Genomic DNA, 3,677 nt, shown 5'->3' with positions numbered 1-3,677 from the left:
TGCGAAAACCCTGCTCCGGGTGAGGGCGTCGGGCCAGAATGGCGATGACCAAGCCTTCGGTTTCGGGACCGATCTGCGCGGCCCAGCGCTGGAAGCGTTCCGGTGACCACTCGGCATAGTGCCGGTGTTTGGACGGCATATGATCCAATTGGGTGCCGTGGCGCGTCGCGCCGCCATAGCGGCGTTGATGGGCTGCGACCCGCTGGCCTTTGTGGAAGAGTTCAATCGTACCCGATGTGATGCGCGCGTCGACCTGCTGACGGATCAGTGCATGGGGGACCGAATAATAAAAACTATCGATCTCGACATGATAATCCAGTCCGACACGGACGAGCTTCCACTCGGCATATTCATAGTCCTTCTCCGGTAACGCCTTCAACGCTGGACGCTCGAGGCTTTCCAGCAGGTCGGCGCGGCTGACGCCGAGCTTGCGCATCGGCCGCGTGTTCATATCCGTCACTACGATGGCGATGGCCGCATTGGCTTCGTCCAGCGAGAAGAAGGTCTGGTTGCGCAGCCGGCCCAGGATATAGCTTTGGGCAAAGCGTACCCCAGCTTCAACGGGAGCCTTGTCGCGGGGTTTCAACGGTCGCGCCGGAAGCACGCCGACGTCGTAATGCGCGGTCATCCTGCCATAGCTGCGGTTGATCTCAGGGTCGTAGAAGGAAGCCTTGTTCACCCCGCTCTTGAGATCGTCGGGCACCAGCAACCGCGGAACGCCGCCAATGTGACGAAATAGCCGGACGTGGGACCCGATCCAGTCGGGCAGTGTCTGCGACCAGGTCGCCTCCGCGAACGTGTAATTCGACGCGCCGAGCACCGCGACGAAGATCTCCGCCATCCGGACCTCGCCGGTCAGCGCATCATGGATTCCCAAGCGCTTACCCGAATAGTCAACGAACAGCTTGTCGCCAGCGATATGATGCTGGCGCATCACCGGCGACAAACGCTGCTGAAATGCCCTCAAAAGCTCGCAAAATCGGGAATATCCGTACCCTTCGGGCCAGACCTTGCGATACTCCTCCCACAAGATCGTCATCGACACCGCGGGGCGTCGCAGCTCCCGGGACAGCTCGGCCCAGTCCGGCTCCGGATGCTTGCGCGTGCCCTTGCCGGCCCCAGAGCCGGCACCGGAGCGCGCGAACAACCGCCCCTCCAACTCCGCGTCCGTCATCTCGTCGGGTAGCGGCCACGATAACCCCGCCTTCGATGCTCGCGTCAGCGCGTCCTGGAGCGTGCTGCGCGCAATACCCACGGCTCGCACGATCTGCCGCGCCGATGCGCCTTCGTGATGGAGGCGCAAAATACGCCGTAAGTGTCGCATGGTCAGCGTCCTTCTGGCTGGCATCGAGCTTTCCCGTCCTCATTTCAAAGGACGGCACTCTTCGCCGCAGTTGCTGACCTGCACAGTCGCCTTCGCCGCTACCGCCAGGTGGCCGGCTTCGCGTCGGAACGCTGGCCGGCTTCAGATCGGTAACCCGGCCGGCTTCACGTCGGAATGGTGGCCGGCTTCCCGTCGGAATCCCTGGCCGGCTTCGGTCGGAATTCGCACCCGTTTGAAGGAGGACGTGAAATGACAGGAGCAAAATCACAAAGTGCGGATGCGTTGGCGATGGTCAACCCCGGCGCTGCCGCCATCGACATCGGCTCGACCATGCACATGGCGGCCGTAAATCCGAACACAGATGATAATCCGGTGCGGGCATTTGGCACATTCACCGGCGACCTGCACGATATGGCACGCTGGTTCAAAGCATGCGGCGTCACGAGCGTGGCGATGGAATCCACCGGTGTTTACTGGATTCCGGCTTATGAAGTGCTGGAGGAGCACGGCTTTCACGTTATCCTGGTCAATGCGCGATACGCCAAGAACGTACCGGGCCGCAAAACGGATGTCAGCGATGCGGCATGGTTGCAGCGCCTTCACAGTTACGGGCTGTTGCGCGCCAGCTTCCGCCCCGAGGCGGGTGTGGCAACGTTGCGTGCCTATTTACGACAACGCGAGCGACTGATCGAATATACTGCATCTCACATCCAGCACATGCAGAAGGCGCTGATGGAGATGAATGTACAACTTCATCACGTCGTCTCGGATATTACCGGCGTAACCGGCATGCGGATCATCAGGGCCATTGTGGCAGGGGAGCGCAAGCCCAACACGCTGGCGGAAATGCGCGACATCCGCTGTCATGCGTCCGTCGACAAAATCAGGGCCGCCCTCTCGGGGAACTGGCGGGATGAGCACATCTTCGCGCTTTGCCAGTCTCTGGCCCTGTACGATTTTTACCAGACCAAAATCCTTGAATGTGATCGCAAGCTGGAGATCGCGCTCAAGGCGCTTGAGATCGGCAAGGGCCACGATATCTGTCGCCTTCCCAAAGTCCGGACCAAAACCAGGCAGGCGAACACACCTGACTTCGAGGTCCGTTCCGCGCTGTATCGTGTGCTGGGCGTGGACCTGACACAGATCCACGGAATCGGCCCCTCGTTGGCGCTCAAGCTCGTCGGTGAGTGCGGCACGGATCTCGCGGCATGGCCCAGCTCGAAGCATTTTACTTCTTGGCTGTGCCTCGCGCCGGGCAACAAAATATCGGGCGGTAAATTGTTATCATCGAAAACGCGGCGGTCATCGAGCCGGGCTGCAGCACTTCTGCGCCTGGCAGCCACCACCATAGGGCGGAGCGACACGGCGCTCGGCGCCTTTTACCGCAGACTGTCGGCGCGCGCAGGAAAGGCCAAGGCGGTGACCGCGACAGCCCGCAAAATCGCCGTCCTGTTCTACAACAGCCTGCGCCATGGCATGAAGTATGATGATCCCGGCGCCACGCTGTATGAGGAACGGTACCGCAGCCGGGTGATCGGAAATCTCCAGCGTCGCGCCAAGGCGTTCGGCTTCTCCCTGCACGAATTACCGGCCGAGCCTGAGGCGGCTGTTTCTTAGGAAAGCGGCGGCCTACTCCGCGAAGGACTCGATATGAGGTTCGCCTTCATCGCGAAGCACCGGGGGATCTGGCCGGTATCGTGGATTTGCGAGGTGCTCGGGGTCTCGCGCAGTGGCTTTCACGCCTGGCTGTCACGCGCGCCGAGCGCGCGCTCATCCAGCGACGAGGCGTTCAGCGCGAAGATCCGCGCCAGCTTCATCGCCAGCGATCGGACCTATGGCGCGCGCTGTGTCTGGCACGATCTCCTGGCCGAAGGCCTGTCATGTGGCCTTCATCGCATCGAGCGGCTGATGCGGTTCCACGGGTTGAAAGCACGGCCCCGACGTCGTGGCTTGCCCAAGGATAGCGGCGAGCGGTCAGCCATTGCCGGCAATGTGCTCGATCGCCAGTTCAGCGCCGATGCGCCGAACCGGAAATGGGTGGCCGACTTCACCTACATCTGGACCGCGGAGGGATGGCTCTACGTCGCAGCCGTGATCGACCTGTTCTCGCGGCGCGTTGTCGGCTGGTCGATGAGCGACACGATGACGGCGCAACTCGTCACCGACGCGTTGGTCATGGCGATCTGGCGGCGTGGCAAGCCGGACGCGCTGCTGCATCACTCCGATCAGGGCAGCCAAGGCGGATTCAACCGGTCGTCGCAACACCCTGAACAAGGAGGTTGCGATGAAGACCCGCAAGCGTGCTTCGGATCGTTGTACGCGCCGGAAGTTGCGTTCGCCTGGACACCCGCCC

2 protein-coding genes and 1 pseudogene are annotated in these 3,677 nt (G+C 61.9%); 2 read left to right on the top strand and 1 reads right to left on the bottom strand.

The window, feature by feature from the left end:
* Positions 1-1,324: IS21 family transposase (gene istA, locus EWE75_RS24030; RefSeq protein ID WP_206364878.1), on the bottom strand; the 1,324-nt coding region annotated here is incomplete at its 3' end.
* A 249-nt stretch (positions 1,325-1,573) separates the two neighbouring features.
* On the opposite strand from istA, the gene EWE75_RS24025 reads away from it, so the two are divergent.
* Positions 1,574-2,941, top strand: coding sequence for an IS110 family RNA-guided transposase (locus tag EWE75_RS24025; RefSeq protein WP_130160555.1), 1,368 nt, complete (start codon positions 1,574-1,576; stop codon positions 2,939-2,941).
* A gap of 12 nt (positions 2,942-2,953) precedes the next feature.
* Positions 2,954-3,562, top strand: a pseudogene (locus EWE75_RS24020) (IS3 family transposase); the annotation flags it as partial.
* Between the last annotated feature and the right edge of the window lie 115 nt (positions 3,563-3,677).

The organism is Sphingomonas populi (genome assembly GCF_004208535.1).
Classification (GTDB): Bacteria; Pseudomonadota; Alphaproteobacteria; order Sphingomonadales; family Sphingomonadaceae; genus Sphingomonas; species Sphingomonas populi.
The sequence above is the reverse complement of the archived record's forward strand: the minus strand, read 5'-3'. Positions and strand labels throughout refer to the sequence as shown.

Coding starts and splice junctions, on each gene's coding strand:
- EWE75_RS24025 (WP_130160555.1), top strand. CDS start 1,574: ATGACAGGAGCAAAATCACAAAGTGCGGATGCGTTGGCGATGGTCAAC.